The organism is Anaeromyxobacter oryzisoli (assembly GCF_022690765.1).
GTDB lineage: Bacteria > Myxococcota > Myxococcia > Myxococcales > Anaeromyxobacteraceae > Anaeromyxobacter > Anaeromyxobacter oryzisoli.
This window is the reverse complement of the sequence record NZ_JALCZA010000062.1, coordinates 1-15,217: the sequence shown is the minus strand read 5'-3', so window position 1 is coordinate 15,217 and position 15,217 is coordinate 1. Positions and strand designations below refer to the sequence as shown.

The following is a 15,217-nucleotide window of genomic DNA, read 5'->3' as shown; positions in this document are numbered from 1 at the left end:
CGGGCCGAGGCGCGATGGGGATCTCCGCACAGGTCGTGCGCCATCCGGTCGCGGAGGGGGGCCTCACCCGCGTCCTGGCCGCGCCTTGTCGCCCGACCCCGCCGTGTCCCACGCAAGCGTCGCGCCTCGAACGGGGGCTCACCCTCCCCGGCGCGGGCCTCGCGCGAGCGGCGCCGCCGGCGCGCGTCCCGACCGCCGGCTCGATCACGAGGCGGCGGAGCTCGCGGCCGTGAGGCTCTCGCCGGTCCTCGGATCGAAGACGTGCACCCGCCGAGGGTCGAGCCACAGCCGCGCCGTCGCGCCGCCGCGGATGCCGCTCCGCGCGTCGAGCGAGACGACGAGCTGCGTCCGCGGCGCCTCGCCGTCCAGCTCGCGGGCGAGGCTCCGGATCGTCTCGGCGAGCTCGCGGGGCGCGTCGTACGGCGCGTACGCGAGCTGCGCGTCGCCGAGCCACTCGATCAGGTCCACCCTCGCCTCGAAGGTGGTCCCGCGCCCGCGCTCCTCGCGCGTGACCAGCGCGGCGTCCGCGAGGTGCTCGGGCCTGATCCCGGCGATGAGCGGTCCCGGCGGGAGCCGCCGCAGCAGCTCCGAGGGCAGCGGCACCCGCGTGAACGGGAGCGACAGGCACTCGCCGTCCACGATCGCCGGCACGAAGTTCATGGGCGGCGAGCCGATGAAGCCCGCTACGAACAGGTTGACTGGCCGGGCGTAGAGGTCCCGCGGTGGCGCGACCTGCTGGAGCCGCCCGCGCCGCAGCACGGCGACGCGCTCGCCGAGGGTCATCGCCTCGAGCTGGTCGTGGGTGACGTAGACCGTCGTCACCCCGAGGCGCCGCTGCAGGCGCGCGAGCTCGGTCCGCGTCTGTCCCCGGAGCCGCGCGTCCAGGTTCGAGAGCGGCTCGTCGAACAGGTACGCGCGCGCCTCCCGTACGATCGCGCGGCCGATGGCGACGCGCTGCCGCTGGCCGCCGGAGAGCTGCCCTGGCTTGCGGTCGAGCAGCTCTTCGAGCCCGAGGAGCGCCACGACCTCCCCGACCTTCCGCCGGATCTCCTCCTCGCGGCGCCGCGCCAGCCGGAGCGGAAAGGCGACGTTCTCGAAGACGGTGAGGTGCGGGTAGAGCGCGTAGCTCTGGAACACCATCGCGAGGCCGCGCTCCCGCGGTCCCTGCTCGTTCGCGCGCTCCGCGTCGAGGCGCAGCTCGCCCTCGGTGATCTCCTCGAGCCCGGCGATCATCCGGAGCAGGGTCGACTTCCCGCAGCCGGAGGGCCCGACGAGCGCCACGAGCTCGCCGTCCCGCACGGAGAGGCTCACCCCGTCCACCGCCGGCGGGGCCCCGGGGGCGTAGCGCTTCACGACGCGCTCCAGGGTGATCGAGGCCATCGCTCAGCCCTTCACCGCGCCGGAGGTGAGGCCCGCCACGATCCGCCGCTGGAACAGGAGGACCAGGAGGACGACCGGGACGGTCGCGACCACCGCGGCCGCGGCGATCGCCGCGGCGGGGTGCTGGAACTCCGAGGCGCCGGTGAAGAACGCGAGCGCGGCGGGCACGGTCCGGGCGCGGTCCGTCGAGGTCAGGGAGATCCCGAACACGAAGTCGTTCCAGGCGAAGAGGAACGTGAGGATCGCCGCCGTGAAGACGCCGGGCGCGGCGAGCGGGACGACGACCCGGCGGAAGGCCTGCCACCGCGTCGCGCCGTCCATGAGCGCCGCCTCCTCGAGCTCCCACGGGAGCTGCCGGAGGAAGGCGGCCAGCACCCAGATCGACAGCGGCAGCGTGAACGACAGGAACGGGATGACGAGGCCCGGCCACGTGTCGTAGAGCCCCACGGACCGCCACACGTCGAAGAGCGGTCCCACGATCGAGATGACCGGGAACATGGCGACCGAGAGCGCCATGCCGAGCACGAGCCGCTTGCCCCGGAACTCGAGGCGGACGATCGCGTAGGCGGCGAGGGTCGCGAGCGCCACCGAGATCGTGGTGGCGATCAGCGAGACGCCGATCGAGTTGCGCAGCGCGCTCGTGAACAGCGCGCTGCGGAACACGACGCGGTAGCTCTCCAGCGTCCAGGCCGTGGGGAGGAAGCGCCGGTTCTGGACGTCGTCGCCGGCCTTGAGCGACAGCGACAGGATCCAGGCGACCGGCAGGAGCGCCCAGCCGACGGCCAGGACCGCCCCGACCGTCCAGCCGGCGCCGCGCCCGCCACGCCGCATCACGCACCTCGGGCCTGGACCAGCTCGATCCGGAACGCCCTGACCAGCAGGAGCGCGATCGAGAGGACCGAGAGGAACAGCAGGATCGACACCGCCGCCCCGAGGCCGAGGGCGGTCCTGCCGATCATCTGCCGATAGGCGAGGAACGAGACCGACTCGGTCCGCTGCGCGCCGGCGGTCATGACGAAGATGCTGTCGAACACCCGGTAGGCGTCGAGCGTGCGGAACAGGATCGCCACCAGGAGGGTCCGCCTCATGCTCGGGAGCGTCACTCGCCACAGGCGCTGCCAGGCGCTCGCGCCGTCCATCTGGGCGGCCTCGCGGAGCTCGTCCGGCACCTGGGCGAGGCCGGCGAGCAGGAGCAGCGACGTGAACGGGGTCGTCTTCCAGATCTCCGACGCGCAGATGACGCCGAGGGACGTCCAGCGGTGGCCGAACCAGGCGAGGTCGCCGAGCCCGAGCCAGCCGTTCACGAACCCGGTGTCGTCCGAGAAGGCGGAGCGCCAGGCGAACGCCGAGACGACGGTCACGATCCCGTAGGGCACGAGCAGCGCCGTGCGGACGACGCCGCGCCCGCGGGCGATCCCGTGCATGAGCGTCGCGAGCGCCATCCCCAGGACGAGCTCGACCGGCACGGTGAGGAGGACGATCACGACGGTGGTCCGCACGTCCTCCCACCACAGCGGATCCGCCAGCACCACCGCGTAGTTCCGGAGCCCCACGGGCTCGCGCCCGCCCGGGTCGGTGAGGCGGTAGCTGAACAGGGAGAGCCAGAGCGCGTCGAGCATCGGGTACGCGGTCACGAGGAGCATCACCGCGAGCGCCGGCGCGGTGAGCGCCCACCCCAGCCGCCGCTCCCGCCGCGCTCGGTCGGTCGCGCGCGCGCCCGCCGCCGGCGACGACCGCGCGTGGGCGCTCGAGCGCGCCGGATCGGTCGCGGCGGTGGTCACAGCAGCACGCGATCGTGGAGGACCTCGACGATCAGCCGCGCCGCGTCCCCCGGCGTGCGATCGGGGGTGACGGCGGCCGGCGGGTGGAACGTGCGGACCGTCGCGGCGCTCACGTCCACGTAGTACGGCGTCCGCGGCCGAGGTGCCGCGTCGTCGACGGCGCCGCGGATGAGGTCGGCCATGGGGAAGATCGCCCGGACGCGCGGGTCGTCGTACGCCGCCCCGCGCGCGACCGGCACCTTCGCGTCGATCATGTACGCGATCTCGCTCTCCAGGGACGAGAGGCAGCGTGCCGCCTCGACGGCGAGCGCCGCGCGCCGGCTGAACGCGCCGATCGCCAGCCCGATGCCGCCGAGGGGCGGCCGGCTGGGCCGCCCCGGGTGCACCTGCGGGTAGCGCGCCCACCCGATGTCCGCGAGCACCGCCGCGTCGAGGGTCCCCTTCGCCGCGGCGTCCCGCGCCGCGCCGTACACGTACGGCCAGTTCACCATGAAGCCGCCTCGGGGCCCCTGGAACGCGGCGCGCGCGCTCTCCTCGTCCGCCGTCGCGAGCGCCGGGTCCGCGGCCCGCGACGTGGCGACGCGGCGGATCACCGCCGCGGCCGCCCGCCCCGCGGGGGAGTCCAGCCCGGGGCGCGCGTCCTTCCCGGCCGCGGGGTCCTCGAGCACGCTGCCTCCCGCCGAGGCGACGAGCGCGGTGATCCACACCATGTATCCCTCGTACCGCTTCCCCTGGACCTCGACCGTCGTGCCGGTGCGCTCCGCGGCGTCGACGAGCTGCGCCCACGTCACGGGCGCCGCGTCGAGGTCGAGCCCGGCCCGCCGCGCGACCGACCTGCGGTACCAGAGGAGCTGCGTGTTCGCCCAGAGCGGCACCGCCACGAGCTTGCCCCGCCAGGTGGCCGCCTCGAGGGGCGCCTTCAGCGCCCCGCTGGCGAGCTCCCGCGCCTCTCCATCCGTGAACGGGCGGAGGAACCCCGCGGCCGCGAGCTCCGGCGCGAATGGGGGATCGAGGTTCATGAGATCGATGGACGCGTCCCGCGCGGCGAGCCGGCGAACGAGCTGCTCGCGCTGGCTCGTCGCGTCGCGGGGCAGCTCGAGGACGCGGAGCCGGTACCGGCCGCCCGACGCCGCGCTGCACCGCGCCGCGAGCCTCGCCTGTCCGCCGTTGTCGGGGTTCACGTACCAGTTCAGCACGCCGACGTCCGGCGCTCCGCCGCACGCGACGACGAGCGTAAGGAACGCGAGCAGCGCGGCGGTGCCAAGGATCGGTCCCCTGACCGCCGTGCTGGCCGTCATGGCGCCGCCCGCTTGCCTCGCAGCAACTCGGAGCGAGTGGGTGCCGCCATCAAACCTCCCGCGCGGGAAGCCGCTCCGCGGTCGCGGTCCGCACCTCGTGACGCTAAGGAGCCGGCTGCGGCCGGCACAGCGCCCGCCCGGCGCGGTCACGCTGCGGCGACCGCGCGCTCGCGTCCAGATCGGGCGCTCGCGCGCTCGCGGAGGGCGGCGGCGTGGCAGCACTCGCTCCGCTGCGCGGACCGCTGGCCGCACCACCCCCCGGAGGCCCCGCGAGCGGCGCCGCGTTGCTATCTCGATGGGGAACCCTCGCGTCGAAGGAGTCGCCCATGCCGTCGTCCATCCCCCAGCAGATGAAGGCCGCGGCGCTCGACCGGTTCGGAGGGCCCGAGGTCCTCCACACCGAGACCCTTCCGGTGCCGCGGCCCGGGCCAGGCCAGCTCCTGATCCGGCTGGACTCGGCGGGCATCGGCGTCTGGGATCCCTACGTCCGGTCCGGGGAGCTCGAGCTGGGCGCGGGCGGGTTCCCGCGCGTGATCGGCAACGACGGCGCCGGCGAGGTGGTCGCGGTGGGCGCGCGGGTGACGCGCTTCCATACGGGCGATCGCGTCTACGCGTACTCCCTCCGGGGAGGTTTCTACGCCGAGTACGTGGCGCTCGACGAGGACGAGGTCGCCCCGCTCCCGGCGGGGCTGAGCGCCGGCGAGGCGGGGGCGCTCGGCGCGGACGGAGTGACCGCGCTGCGCGGCCTCGAGGATCAGCTCCACCTCGCGCCTGGGCAGACGCTCATGGTGTACGGCGCGAGCGGAGGGATCGGGCACCTGGCCGTGCAGCTCGCGAAGCGGATGGGGGCGAAGGTCCTCGCGGTCGCCTCGGGCGCGGACGGCGTGGAGCTGGTCCGGCGCCTCGGCGCCGACGCCGCAGTGGACGGCAAGAAGGACGACGTCGCCCGGGCCGCGCGCGAGCTCGCGCCCGGTGGCCTCGACGCGGCGCTCGTGCTGGTGCACGGCGCGAGCCTCGATCCCGCGCTCGCCGCGATTCGGAAGGGCGGACGCGTCGCGTACCCGCACGGCGTCGAGCCGGAGCCGCGCCCCCCGGCGGGCGTGACGGCGCTCGGGTACGACGGCGACCCCGGCCGCGACGCGCTCGAGCGGCTCAACCGGCTGATCGCCGCCGGGCCGTTCCACGTCGAGCTCGGCGGCGTCTACGGCCTCGACGACGCGGCCGAGGCCCACCGCGAGATCGACCGGCACCACCTCGGCAAGCTCGCGCTTCGCATGCACTAGCACTGTTCGTGACGACCGGTACTAGCGATAGGTCGCCCGCGCCCACTCGACGGTCTCACGCGCCGCCAGGTCGAGCGGCGTGGAGAGCGGACCGAAGCGCGCCCGGAACTTCGCGTCCGAGACGACGAACGGCTCCTCCCACTGGTACGCCATCTCCTTCAGCTCGCGCAGGAACGGGACGACGAGCGCGGCCGCGGAGAGGAGGAGCGGCGAAAGCCGCCGGATGGAGATGGGGCGGCCCAGCGCCGCGCCGAGGCGATCGACGAGCTGGCGGGTGGTGAGCGCCGGTTCGCAGGGGAGCATGAACAGGCCGTCCGCGCCGTCGTCGAGCCCGAGCGCGACGAGCCCGGCCGCCACGTCGCGGGTGAAGTGATAGGTGTGCGGCTGGTCCGGGTTCACGAGGAGATCGCCGCGCCGCCCGGCGAGGACTCCCCTCCAGAAGACGTCTCCGAGGTGCGAGCCCGCGCCCGCGTTCGGTCCGTAGAAGTCCGACGCCCGCCCCACCGCGACGCGGACCTCGCCGCGCGCGGCCGCGTCCATCAGCGCGTCGTGCAGCCGCGCGCGGATCTCCCCCTTCCGCGACGTGGGGCGCTGCGGCGTCGCCTCGTCCATCGGACGGCCGGCGGTCCGCCCGTACGCGTACAGGTTGTCGAGCACCACGAGCCGCGCGCCGGCGCGCGACGCCGCGGCGACGAGGTTCGACTGGATGCGCGGGAGGGTCTCCTCCCAGACCTTCGCGTAGTACGGTGTGTTGATGCAGTGGTAGACCACCTCCGCCCCGCGCGCGGCCTCGGCGGCGAACGTCGGGTCCATCGCGTCGCCTCGCGCGAGCTCGACGCCCGGGACGGCGACGGGGCTCCCCGACCTCCGCACCACGCGCACGTGGCGACCGAGCTCCCGTAGCCGCGCCGCCACGAGAGGGCCGATCTGTCCGGCTCCGAACACGACGTGAAGCCCACCGTCCGACATCCCTCATCTCCTCGTCCCGGCCCTCGCGGGGGTCCGTGCCAGACGAAACGACGCGAGCACGATGATAGTCGCCTCGACGCCGGCGCGCTCACCTCGCGGCGGCTCGCCCTGCTCCTAGGCTGACGCTCGAAGTGAAGACCTCCATCCGCACGAGACTAGCTGCGCCCACCCGTGCCTTCATGAAATAGCGCTTCGAAAGGAAAGCCACGGTGCACGTGCAGCCGCAGGGCTGGACGCCGCTCCCGTCGGAACGCGACGGCAACCAGGTGTCGCGCGGTCGGGCGCAGCTGCATGAACTGCCACGCGTCCGGGTCGTCTCGGATGCCTGGATCGAACGAGATCCGGATCTCGGCTCCGTCGATGCGGAACGAGAACCGATCGAGGGGCAGCGACAAGCCGGTTCCGAGCGCTTTGACGTAGGCCTCCTTCAAGGTCCAGTACCGGATGAGACGCTCGTGCCGTCGATGCGGCTCGGTCGCGAGCAGATCCGCGAGCTCCCCCGGCGCGAAGCACGACCGGAGCAGCGCCAGCTCCGGCGCCCGACGGGCGAGGCACTCCGTATCGACGCCGAGTGACATGTCGTGACCGACGAGGCAGGCGATCAACCCGTCCGTGTGCGACAAGTTGAAGGACAGCGGCGAGCACTCGCTCCCCGCCGCGAGCGCCGGTTTCCCGAACGCGTTGACCTTGAAGGTCCACTGCTGGGGCAGGGGCACGCAGAACCGAGACAGCGCGCATCGAACGAGCGCATGCGCAACCAGGTAGGTCACACGCCCGCTGGGCAATTGAAACCGCGCTTGCGCGGCGCGCTCGTCCGCTGAAAGGACCGAGCGGAGCGCGGTCAGCGTACCCGGAGGACCTCCCACGCGATCGGGCTCGACGAGCCAGAGGTGCGCGTCGCCGCTCCCGAGGTGCATTCGCTCCGTGTTCGCGCGTCCGGTCATGCTCAGATGGGATCACCAAGCCGAGAGCGCGAGCGCCGTCGCCGCGGCGGATGGACACCGCGGCGGCCGCCGCGACTCCTTACGTATAGTGACATTCGATGGACGAGGCAACGGAGCCGGCGACGATCTGGCGCGCGCGCCGATCGCGATCGGCGCCGGTCCAGCGTGGCGCGCCGCGCGTTTACCCGAAGGGGGACTCGGCACGCCGCCTGGCGCGCCAGCTCCCGCGCAAACGACCGACCCTCGCCCGCGGCCGAGCCGCGTCGGCGAGGCGCCGCACAATTCGGTAGCACTTTTAGTCATTTGCGTCTCCATGCAGACACCGCTTGACAGCAACCTTCCCCCCACGGTACTCGGACATCGCCTGGCACGGTTGCGCCGTCGTGCAGACGTTGCTTGACAGCGCACCTGTGCCCAAGGTAATTCGGCATCACTTACAGTAATTCGAGTGATGTCTTCTCGGGGCCCGGGGGGGCTTCGTATGGCCCACGCCATGCCCAGACCATCAGCAGGCACGTCGCGTATTTCGATGCGCGCGACGCATCCACGCATGTCGTTGCGCTAGACCCAACTCCACGCCACGCGCGTGAACGAGGACGAGATGGCACTCTTTGGAAAAGCCCGCGAAGACGTTCAGCAGCCTCCGCCTGGCGCGGAGCCCGGGTGCGGCTGCGGCGCGCCGCTCAGCCCCGAGGCGCTGGCCGCGATCGAGCGCGTCAAGACGAAGAAGGACCAGGAGCACATCTTCTTCGGTGCCGTCCAGAGCGTCTGCCCGACCTGCCTCGCGCCCGTCTCCGGCCAGCTCGTCATCCGCGACGGGCAGGTGCACATGCGGAAGTTCTGCAGCGAGCACGGGCGCTTCGAGGTCCTGCTCGCGACCGACGCGAAGTGGTGGCTGCGCTCGCTCACGCAGACCAAGCCGGGCACCATCCCGCTGTGGCACGCCACGGAGCGGAAGACGAAATGCCCGGACGACTGCGGGCTGTGCGAGGACCACCAGCAGCATACGTGCTATCCGCTGATCGAGATCACCGATCACTGCGATCTGAAGTGCCCGATCTGCTTCGCGGAGAACAAGCAGGCCTGGTCCATGTCGCCGGAGCAGCTCCAGCTCGCGCTCGATCGGCTGGGACAGGCCGAGGGCCGCGCCGAGATCGTCACGCTCAGCGGCGGGGAGCCGACCCTCCACCCCAGGCTGATGGAGCTCCTCGAGCTCACCCTCAAGCACCCCGCCGCGGACAAGGTCGCCATCAACACCCACGGCCTCAAGATCGCCCGCGACGAGGACCTGTGCCGGCGGCTCGCCGACATGGGCGTGTACGTGCAGCTCCAGTTCGACGGGTTCAATCCGGAGACCTATCGCCGGCTGCGCGGCGCCGACCTGAGCGACATGAAGCGCCGGGCGCTCGACAACCTGTCCAAGCACAAGGTCAAGACCCTCCTCATCACCACCGTCGCCAACGACCTCAACGAGGACGCGGTGGGCGAGGCCATCCGCGTCCTGTTCGATCGCGACAACGTGTACGCCGTGACGCTGCAGCCGCTGGCCTATTGCGGCGACGCCCGTGCGAACGCCCTCCCGCACGACCTGAGCCGCCACATGACGCTCACCACCTTGCTCGGCCTCATCGAGAAGCAGATGGGTGGCGTCGTGAACAAAGAGGACTTCGTTTCGATCCCGTGCTCGCACCCGTCGTGCTCCGCCATCGGTTACTTCCTCAAGGCGGGCCAGAGCGACTGGGTGTCGATCGCCCGGATCACCCACGCCGACAAGATCCTCGACTATCTCCAGAACAAGCTCCTCATCGACGCCGAGAGCTGGATGCGCGGCATCAAGGAGGATCAGGCCAACCTCGAGACGCTCTGGTCGGCGTCCGCGGTGGGCGGCGCGCCGAAGGTCCAGAAGGCGCTGAGCTGCTGCACCGCGGCATACGCCAAGGACCGCAACGTCGTGGGAGTCTCGAAGATGATCGGCATCCACGGCTTCATGGATTCGAGCACCTACGACCAGGGCCGCGCGATGAAGTGCTGCTACCACTTCGTCACCCGCGATGGCCGGATGATGCCCTTCTGCAACTACAACATCTTCCACCGGGACGCGGACGTCCGCAGGCGCGCCACCGAGGAATAGCAGCTCGGATCCATCCGTCCCGGAGAGCCGATCGCGCTGCGGCTCTCCGGGACGGCAGACCGCTCGTCGGTCGGTCGTTGGTGGCCTCACAGATCAGCATCGGTGCACGCCGGCGAGCGGCCCTCTGCCGCTGCCCGTGCACGACCGCTCGCAATAGGGATAGCGCTCAGCTCGGAGCGAGCCGGGGGTTCGCGCGCCGACACGCGCCGAAGGGGAGGTCTCCGTGCCTGGAGCATGTCGCGTCATCGGGAATGCGGCTTCGTTCGTGCAGATCCTCCGCAGGAGGGCCGACCAGCACGGCGACCGGCGCGCGTACACCTATCTGCGCGACGGGGAGGAGGAGCAGGGGACGCTCACCTACGCCGCGCTGGACCGACGTGCGCGCGCGGTGGCCTCGGAGATCCAGCGGCTCGGCGCGTCGGGGCACCGCGCGCTGCTGCTCTTCCCGCAGGGTCTGGAGGTCATCGAGGCGTTCTTCGGCGCGCTGTACGGCGGCGCCGTCGCGGTCCCGATCCCTCCGCCCGACGGCGTCCGCGGCGGTCGCACGACGTCGCGCCTCATGAGCGTCGCTGCGGACGCGCAGCCGCGGATCGTCATCGGGACGCGCGCCACTCTGGCCGCGCTGGAGGGCGACGATGCGTGGTCGGACGCCGTGCGCGGCGTGCCTCGGCTGGCCGTTGAGGACGTGTCGGACTCCTGCGCGTTCGGGTGGACCGAGCCGTCCATCGATCCGAACGGCCTCGCGTACCTTCAGTACACGTCCGGCTCCACGTCGACGCCGAAGGGCACCATGCTGCTGCACCGGAACGTGGTGCACAACTGCAGCGCGATGCACCGGCTCTTCCACATCGACGCCGACGGCGTCGGCGCGACGTGGATGCCTTACTTCCACGACTTCGGGCTCGTCGAGGGGCTGCTGCTGCCGATGTACTCGGGCGTGCCGGCCGTCGTCATGTCGCCGGTCGCCTTCATCAAGAACCCTCTCCGCTGGCTCCGCGCGATCTCGCGTTACCACGTCACGCAGAGCTCCTCGCCGGTGTTCGGCTACGACTACTGCGTCCGCCGCTTCCGCCCCGAGCAATGCGAGGGGCTCGATCTCGGCTCGTGGCGCGTCGCGAACATGGGAGCCGAGCCGATCCGCGCGGACGTGATGGAGCGCTTCCGGGCGACCTTCGCGCCGTACGGCTTCCGCGGCGGGACCCTGTCGCCCGGTTACGGCCTCGCCGAGACGACCCTGGCGGTCGCCGGGACCATGCCCGGCACCGAGGCTCGCGCTTACACCTTCGACGCGGACGCGCTTCGCAACGGAAAGGTGCGCGAGGTCTCCCCTGGCGCCCCGCGCAGCCGGCCCCTCGTCGGATGCGGCGCCGCGGTCGTCGACACGGAGATCGCCATCGTCGAGCCTTCGAGCGGGCGGCGCTGCGGTCCGGACGAGGTCGGGGAGATCTGGGTGTCGAGCCCGAGCGTCGCCGCCGGATATTGGCAGCGGCCCGAGGCGAGCGCCTCGACGTTCGACGCGCGCCTCGCCGGGGAGCCGGAGCGCGCATACCTGCGGACCGGCGATCTCGGCTTCCTCCGTGGAGGCGCCCTCTTCATCGCCGGGCGCGTGAAGGACCTCATCATCCTCGACGGGGCGAACCACTACCCGGAGGACATCGAGGCGACCCTGCGGACCGCCCACGAGGCCATCGCCGACGCGGGCAGCATCGCCTTCTCCGTCGACTCCGCGTCTGGGGAGCGGCTCGTCATCGTCCAGGAGCTGCGCTCGCCGAACCGCTACAAGGACCGCGTCGACGAGATCATCGGGAGCATTCGCCGCGCCGTGTTCGCGCGGCACGATCTGGCGGTCGCGGCGGTCGCGCTCATCAAGCCAGGGAGCTTGCCCAAGACGTCGAGCGGCAAGGTGCAACGGCAGGCATGCCGCCAGATGTTCCTGGACGGCGCCCTCGACGCCATCCGCGTCTGGTCCGCCGACACGGCCGCGGCCGCCGCGACGGCGACGCCGAGGGAGGATACGACCCCGCCGCTCGGCCAAGCGGAGCTGGAGCGGTGGCTCGTGGAGCGTGTCGCGCACCTGGTCTCGATTCCGCCAGAGCGCATCGACGTGCGCGCGCCCTTCGCGTCGTACGGCATGGGGTCGCGCGCGGCGGTGGGTCTCGTGGGCGAGATCGAGCAGCGGGTCGGCCACCGGCTGCGAGCGACGCTCGCGTACGAATACCCCTCGATCGAGGCGCTCGCGCGCCACCTCGCGGGCCCCGACGACGCGCCGCGGGCGCCGGCATGCGCGCGCGGGGACCGCGCGGACGAGCCGGTCGCGATCGTCGGCATCGGCTGCCGGTTCCCGGGCGGCGGCGACTCTCCCGAGGCGTTCTGGCGCGTGCTCGTCGAGGGGATCGACGCGATCGGCGAGATCCCGCGCGACCGCTGGCCGATCGAGCGCTTCTACGATCCGGATCCGCAGCGCCCCGGCCACACCCACGTGCGCCACGGCGGCTTCCTGCGCGACGTCGATCGGTTCGATTGCGACTTCTTCGGGATCTCGCCCCGCGAGGCGCAGCGGATGGACCCCCAGCAGCGCCTGCTGCTCGAGGTGGCCTGGGAGGCGCTCGAGGACGCCGGGGTGGTGCCGTCGCGGCTCGCGGGCGAACGCGTGGGCGTGTACGTGGGCATCAGCGGCAGCGAGTACGAGCATCTCCAGCTCCGCGATCTCGACGGCATCGACGCCTACTTCGCGACGGGCAACGCGCTGAGCGTGGCGGCGAACCGCATCTCGTACCAGCTCGACCTTCGCGGCCCGAGCATGGCCATCGACGGTGCGTGCGCGTCGTCGCTGCTGTCGGTCCACCTCGCGTGCGAGGGGCTGCGGCACGGCCAGACCTCGATGGCCCTCGCCGGCGGGGTCGGGCTCCTGCTCTCGCCCGCCTACCACATCAACTTCTCCAAGGCCGGGCTGCTCGCGGCGGACGGCCGATGCAAGACGTTCGACGCGCGCGCCGACGGCTACGTGCGGAGCGAAGGGGCCGGCCTCGTCCTTCTGAAGCCCCTCTCCGCCGCGCTCGCGGCGGGTGATCGCATCTACGCGGTCCTGCGCGGAAGCGCCGCCGCCCACAACGGGCGCAGCAACGGCCTCATGGCGCCGAGCCGTGAAGCACAAGAGGCGCTCCTGCGCGAGGCATACGCGCGAGCGGGCGTCTCGCCGGGCGACGTCGACTACGTCGAGGCGCACGGGACGGGCACCCTCCTCGGCGACCCCATCGAGGCGGCGGCGCTCGGTGCGGTCATCGCCACCGGCCGGCGCGCGGATCGGCCGTGCGCGATCGGGTCGGTCAAGACGAACGTGGGTCACCTCGAGGCCGCCGCGGGGATCGCCGGCCTCGTGAAGACTGCGCTGGCGCTCTACCACCGCGAGCTTCCGCCGAGCCTCCACTTCGAGCGACCCAACCCCCACATTGACTTCGAGGCGCTGCGGCTGTCCGTCCAGACGAAGCTCGCGCCATGGGGCACCGCGGGGCGGCCGCGCCTGGCGGGCGTGAGCTCCCTCGGTTTCGGCGGGAGCAGCGTCCACGCTGTCCTCGAGGAGGCTCCTGCCCGGGAGGCGCCCGCGCAGGATGCACCCGCGCGCCCGGCACCGCTCGCCCTACCGGTGCTGCTCTCCGCGAAGACCGAGGCGGCGCTGCGGGCCGAGGCCGATCGACTGCACATGCACCTCGTCGCTCATCCGGACATCCGGGTCGAGGACCTGGCGTTCTCCCTCGCGACGTGCCGCACCTCCTTCAGGGAGCGCGCCGCGCTCGTCGCGCACGGCCGAGACGATCTGCTCGACGCCCTCGCCTCCCTCGTACACGGCAGCCCGGTTCCCGACGCGGTGCTGGGCCAGGGACGCCGCGGCGGCAAGCTGGCCGTGCTCTTCACCGGACAAGGGAGCCAGCGCCTCGGCATGGGCCGCGCCCTCGCCGCCGCGTTCCCCGCCTTCCGCGAGTCATTCGACGCCGTCTGCGCTCGCTTCGACCGTGAGCTGGAGCGCCCGCTCCGCGACGTCCTCTTCGCCCCCGAAGGCGCTCCGGAAGCCGCCCGCCTCGACGAGACCGCCTTCACGCAGCCCGCGCTCTTCGCCCTGGAGGTCGCGCTCTTCCGGCTCTTCGAATCCTGGGGAGTGAAGCCGGATCTGCTCCTCGGACACTCCATCGGCGAGGTCGTCGCGGCCCACGTCGCCGGGGTGCTCTCCCTCGAAGACGCGTGCGCTCTCGTGGCCGCGCGCGGTCGCCTCATGCAGGCGCTTCCTCGCGGCGGCGCGATGATCTCGCTGCAGGCCTCCGAGGACGAAGTCCGCCCATTGCTCGCCGGACGCGAGGACCGCGTCGCGATCGCCACCGTCAATGGCCCCTTCTCCACGGTCGTGTCCGGCGACGAGGCCTCCGTCCAGGACGTGGCGCGGCACTTCGAGGCCGCTGGGCGCAAGGCGACGCGCCTGCGCACCAGCCATGCATTCCACTCTCCGCGCATGGACGGCATGCTCGAGGACTTCCGCCGCGTCGCGAGTCGCCTCTCGTTCCACTCCCCTCGTATCCCCATCGTCTCGAACGTCAGCGGCAAGCGCGCCTCACCGGACGAGCTCCGCTCGCCCGACTACTGGGTCCGCCACGTCCGCGACGCGGTCCGCTTCGCCGACGGCGTGCGCACCCTCGAGGCCGAGGGCGCCTCCTCCTTCCTCGAGCTCGGGCCGCACGCCGTCCTCGCCGCGATGGCGCTCGACTGCCTCTCCGACGAGGCGCGCGCGCACGCCGCCTTCGTACCGGCGCTGCGCAAGGACCGCTCCGAGGTCGACGCCCTCGTCACCGCCGTCGGGTCGTTGCATGTCCACGAGCACTCCGTGGACTGGGGCGCCTTCTTCGAGCCATTCGCGACGAGGCGTGTGGAGCTGCCGACCTATCCGTTCCAGCGGGAGCGGTTCTGGGTCGAGGCGCCCCGGGGCGGCGCGACGGACTTCGCCGCCGCGGGGCTGAGCTCCGCCGACCACCCGCTGCTCGGCGCCGCCGTCCCCCTCGCCGAGAGCGAAGGCCTCCTCCTCACCGGCCGCATCGCCCTCGCCGACCACCCGTGGCTCGCCGGGTACGCGCTCTTCGGCAACGTCCTCCTCCCCGGCTCCGCCTTCCTCGAGCTCGCCCTCGCCGCCGCTCACCGCGTCGGCCTCGATCGCGTCGAGGACCTCACCGTGGAGACGCCCCTCGCGCTGCCCGCGCACGGCGCCGTCCTCTTGCAGGTGTCCGTCGCCCCTCCCGACGAGACCGGGCGCAGGCGGCTCGCCCTGCACGCACGCCCCGAGGACGCCCTCTCGTGGACCTGCCACGCCACCGGCCTCCTCGGCCCCGCCGCCCCCTCCGCTCCCTTCGACCTCCGCACCTGGCCGCCCGAGGGTGCTTCCCCCCTTCCT

General features: G+C 72.5%; 9 protein-coding genes. 3 read left to right on the top strand and 6 right to left on the bottom strand.

Annotation, left to right across the window (positions count from 1 at the left end):
- Positions 1-204: 204 nt before the first annotated feature.
- From MNZ27_RS17200 to MNZ27_RS17185, 4 genes are read right to left on the bottom strand one after another with little or no spacing between them, the layout of a single operon-like run.
- Positions 205-1,380, bottom strand: a complete 1,176-nt coding sequence (locus MNZ27_RS17200; protein ID WP_242395332.1) for an ABC transporter ATP-binding protein — start codon at positions 1,378-1,380, stop codon at positions 205-207.
- A gap of 3 nt (positions 1,381-1,383) precedes the next feature.
- Positions 1,384-2,211 (bottom strand): carbohydrate ABC transporter permease, encoded by an 828-nt coding sequence (locus tag MNZ27_RS17195; protein WP_242395331.1) that lies wholly within the window; start codon positions 2,209-2,211, stop codon positions 1,384-1,386.
- Complete coding sequence (locus MNZ27_RS17190) at positions 2,211-3,161, bottom strand: carbohydrate ABC transporter permease (RefSeq protein ID WP_242395330.1); 951 nt, start codon at positions 3,159-3,161, stop codon at positions 2,211-2,213. Before MNZ27_RS17190 ends, MNZ27_RS17195 begins: the two co-directional genes overlap by 1 nt.
- A complete protein-coding gene (locus MNZ27_RS17185) occupies positions 3,158-4,459 on the bottom strand; it encodes an extracellular solute-binding protein (protein WP_242395329.1) in 1,302 nt (433 codons plus the stop codon). The genes MNZ27_RS17190 and MNZ27_RS17185 overlap by 4 nt, the downstream gene beginning before the upstream one ends.
- A 326-nt stretch (positions 4,460-4,785) precedes the next feature.
- On the opposite strand from MNZ27_RS17185, the gene MNZ27_RS17180 reads away from it, so the two are divergent.
- The gene (locus tag MNZ27_RS17180; protein WP_242395328.1) at positions 4,786-5,742 is read left to right on the top strand and encodes a quinone oxidoreductase family protein; all 957 of its coding nucleotides are present in this window, start codon (positions 4,786-4,788) and stop codon (positions 5,740-5,742) included.
- A gap of 21 nt (positions 5,743-5,763) precedes the next feature.
- Here MNZ27_RS17180 and MNZ27_RS17175 read toward each other — a convergent pair whose 3' ends face one another.
- Together MNZ27_RS17175 and MNZ27_RS17170 are read right to left on the bottom strand one after the other, a co-directional pair.
- The gene (locus tag MNZ27_RS17175) at positions 5,764-6,711 is read right to left on the bottom strand and encodes an NAD-dependent epimerase/dehydratase family protein (protein ID WP_242395327.1); all 948 of its coding nucleotides are present in this window, start codon (positions 6,709-6,711) and stop codon (positions 5,764-5,766) included.
- Between the two features lie 155 nt (positions 6,712-6,866).
- Positions 6,867-7,655 carry a 4'-phosphopantetheinyl transferase family protein gene (locus MNZ27_RS17170; RefSeq protein WP_242395326.1) on the bottom strand — a complete coding sequence of 263 codons (789 nt, stop codon included), beginning with the start codon at positions 7,653-7,655 and terminating at the stop codon, positions 6,867-6,869.
- A gap of 601 nt (positions 7,656-8,256) precedes the next feature.
- Between MNZ27_RS17170 and MNZ27_RS17165 the strand changes: the two genes are divergently transcribed.
- Together MNZ27_RS17165 and MNZ27_RS17160 are read left to right on the top strand one after the other, a co-directional pair.
- The gene (locus MNZ27_RS17165; RefSeq protein ID WP_242395325.1) at positions 8,257-9,786 is read left to right on the top strand and encodes a radical SAM protein; all 1,530 of its coding nucleotides are present in this window, start codon (positions 8,257-8,259) and stop codon (positions 9,784-9,786) included.
- A gap of 265 nt (positions 9,787-10,051) precedes the next feature.
- On the top strand, positions 10,052-15,217 hold a 5,166-nt coding region (locus MNZ27_RS17160; RefSeq protein WP_242395324.1), incomplete at its 3' end, for a type I polyketide synthase.

What these genes read in the sequence shown, in the direction of transcription:
- MNZ27_RS17180 (WP_242395328.1), top strand. Translation starts at nt 4,786, where the DNA reads ATGCCGTCGTCCATCCCCCAGCAGATGAAGGCCGCGGCGCTCGACCGG.
- MNZ27_RS17200 (WP_242395332.1), bottom strand. Translation starts at nt 1,380, where the DNA reads ATGGCCTCGATCACCCTGGAGCGCGTCGTGAAGCGCTACGCCCCCGGG.
- MNZ27_RS17165 (WP_242395325.1), top strand. Translation starts at nt 8,257, where the DNA reads ATGGCACTCTTTGGAAAAGCCCGCGAAGACGTTCAGCAGCCTCCGCCT.
- MNZ27_RS17175 (WP_242395327.1), bottom strand. Translation starts at nt 6,711, where the DNA reads ATGTCGGACGGTGGGCTTCACGTCGTGTTCGGAGCCGGACAGATCGGC.
- MNZ27_RS17170 (WP_242395326.1), bottom strand. Translation starts at nt 7,655, where the DNA reads ATGACCGGACGCGCGAACACGGAGCGAATGCACCTCGGGAGCGGCGAC.
- MNZ27_RS17185 (WP_242395329.1), bottom strand. Translation starts at nt 4,459, where the DNA reads ATGACGGCCAGCACGGCGGTCAGGGGACCGATCCTTGGCACCGCCGCG.
- MNZ27_RS17195 (WP_242395331.1), bottom strand. Translation starts at nt 2,211, where the DNA reads ATGCGGCGTGGCGGGCGCGGCGCCGGCTGGACGGTCGGGGCGGTCCTG.